The following is a 2,582-nucleotide window of genomic DNA, read 5'->3' as shown; positions in this document are numbered from 1 at the left end:
TAGGTAGGGCGTGCGGGGCTCGAACCCGCGACCCAGGGATTATGAGTCCCCTGCTCTGACCGGCTGAGCTAACGCCCCGAGAGCGTCCACCCTAGCGGGCGGCGTCCCTCTGCCCCGGTGCGGATCGCCAGGGTCCGCGCGACGCCCGCGGGCGTCAGCCGGCGTAGCGCCGCAGGCGTCCGGCGATGCGCTGGACGTCGTCCTCGCCGACGACCCGCGGCCGGGCGTCCACGAGGGGCTTGAACTGGCGCAGGTCCGCAAGGTGGAGCTCGGAGCCGTTGATGCGAGCGGGGCCGTCGTCCACGGTGCCGCTCACGGTGAGCAGCACGGGCACCACGGGGATCTCCGAGCCGACCAGCACGCGCACGGCGAGCGCGCGCTGCCGCAGCAGGGACGCCTGCCGCCCCAGCCCGGACGTCTGCTCCAGTTCGTCCAGGGACCGGTTCCCCCGGAGGTCGAGCGGGGCCAGCAGCACGATGCCCCGCGAGGTCACCGCGACCTGATCGATCGCCCCCGGCGACCCCGGCAGCAACAGCCGCGACAGCCGGGCCACCGGCCCGGCGAGTTCGTCGAGCGCCTCGACGGCCAACTGCTGGACGGCCGCGGCGTCCAACTCATGCACGAAGCGCAGCGCGCGATGCCGCACGAAGAGCGCGTACACCGTCCACCCCAGCGCGTACGCGAGGGCGAGGGCGCCGAGCGCGTCCAACCAGGCGGGCGTCTCGCCCCACGACAGGTACGGGATGAGGCCCGACCCGATGCCGAAAATCGCCACCCCCAGCAGCAGCGCGGGGAGTGCGCCGGACTGCAGCGAGTCGCGTTCCCAGTGCCGCTCGAGGGGGTCGATGCCCTGGCGGGCCAGACGGAGCTGCGGCGGAATCGCCTCCACGGGCCGGCCGATCCGCCGCCATGAAACGATTGAGGTCACGGTCGAATTCTCGCTCGCGGGCGGTGCGCCGTCGAGGGCGAGGAGGCGTCCCCGCGCGGGCGACCATTCGACTTGTTCACTTAGGGACGCCCGTCCGGTCGCGGGGGCGACCCCGATCATCGCTCAGCCGCGGCAGGGGCTGTGCACGGGGTCGCCGGGCTGGGACACTGGTCGCATGACGGCCAACGCACGCACGGGCGATTTCACCGGCGCCTCCTTCGTTCGGTCCCGCTTCACGGGGGCGACGTTCCGGTTCTGCGACATGAGCGGGGTGACCATGCGCGGCGTGGACCTGGACGGCCTCGACGTCGACAGCCACGACCTGTTCTTCGGCAGCCTGTACGTCAACGGGGTGGACGTCGTCCCGTTCGTGAGGGACGAGCTGAATCGTCAGTTCCCCGGGCGTGAGCTGCAGGAGGCGCGCACCCCCGAGGGCCTGCGCGACGGCTGGTCCGCGGTCCAGGACGCCTGGCGCACGACCGTCGAGGGGACGCCCGCCGGCCTGCGCGACGTGCAGGTCGGCGGCGAATGGTCCTTGTCGCAGACGTTGCGCCACCTGATCCTCGCGACGGACGCGTGGCTGCTCGCGGGCATCGGCCGGCAGCCTGACCCCTTCCACGAGATCGGGCAGTTCTTCACGGGGGCGTCCGAGATGGGCGTCGTGCCGGCGCGGATGCGCGAGCCTCGCGACTTCGACGAGGTCGCGGCCGTCCGCGCCGAACGCCAACAGATGGTGACCGACTTCTTGGCGACCGTCACGCAGGAGCAGTTGGACGAGCCACGCGACAACCCGTGGGGCCCCGACGACGACTGGCAGCCGACCGTCGGCGACTGCGTGCGCACGATCCTGGAAGAGGAGTGGGCCCACCTGCGCTACATCCGCCGCGACCTCGCGCGCCTCCAGGAGGGGCAGCCGGAGGCGTGACCCGACAGGCCGAAACGACGACCTAGGCTGGCCGGGTGAGAATCCTGGCTGACGTGGACACCGGCATCGACGACGCGCTCGCCCTGTGCTGGCTCGCCGCCCGCCCCGACGTCCACCTCGCCGCGGTCACCACCTCCGCTGGCAACACGACTGCCCATCAGGCCGCGGTCAACTCGGCGGCGGTGCTCGCGGCTTGCGGGCGGCCGGACGTCGAGGTCTCCCCCGGCACGCCCGCGCCCCTGGTCGTCTCGCTGACCACCACGCCCGAGACCCACGGCGCCGCGGGGCTGGGGTACGCGCACGTCCCTGCGTCGGCGGCCCTGTCGCGGCGTCCGTTTCTCGACGTGTGGCTCGACGAGGTCCGCGCCCATCCGGGCGAGACGACCCTGCTCGTCACCGGCCCGCTCACGAACCTCGCGGTCGCGCTGCGCGCCGAGCCGCGCTTCCCCGACCTGCTCGGCCGGGTGGTCATCATGGGCGGCGCGTTCGACTACCCGGGCAACACGACGCCGACCGCCGAGTGGAACGCCTGGGTCGATCCCGACGCCGCCGCCGAGACCTACCGCGCCTTCGAGGGCCTCCCCGCCGGACGCCTGCCGATCGTGTGCTCCCTCGGCGTCACCGAGCCGGTCGAGCTCCGGCCCGCCTGGCTGGACGCCCTCGCCCGCGACGTCGGCGTCCCCGAGCCGCGGCTCTCGTCCAAGCGCGACCGCACCCGCGGCGTCCCGG

Annotated in this window: 3 protein-coding genes and 1 tRNA gene; 2 read left to right on the top strand and 2 right to left on the bottom strand. The window is 73.4% G+C overall.

Features of this window, described 5'->3' with window-relative positions; translation table 11 throughout:
- Nucleotides 1–4: 4 nt before the first annotated feature.
- Nucleotides 5–78, bottom strand: a tRNA-Ile gene (locus tag WMJ97_RS14910).
- A gap of 76 nt (nt 79–154) precedes the next feature.
- Entirely contained in the window at nt 155–928 is a 774-nt protein-coding gene (locus tag WMJ97_RS14905) for a hypothetical protein (RefSeq protein WP_347349791.1), read from the bottom strand.
- A 175-nt stretch (nt 929–1,103) separates the two neighbouring features.
- On the opposite strand from WMJ97_RS14905, the gene WMJ97_RS14900 reads away from it, so the two are divergent.
- Together WMJ97_RS14900 and WMJ97_RS14895 are read left to right on the top strand one after the other, a co-directional pair.
- A complete protein-coding gene (locus WMJ97_RS14900) occupies nt 1,104–1,853 on the top strand; it encodes a DinB family protein (RefSeq protein WP_347349790.1) in 750 nt (249 codons plus the stop codon).
- A gap of 35 nt (nt 1,854–1,888) precedes the next feature.
- Nucleotides 1,889–2,582 (top strand): nucleoside hydrolase (locus WMJ97_RS14895; RefSeq protein ID WP_347349789.1); only part of this gene is annotated, 694 nt, incomplete at its 3' end.

The organism is Nigerium sp. (assembly GCF_039811905.1).
Classification (GTDB): Bacteria; Actinomycetota; Actinomycetes; order Propionibacteriales; family Propionibacteriaceae; genus Propioniciclava.
This window is presented reverse-complemented; position numbering and strand designations above follow the sequence as displayed.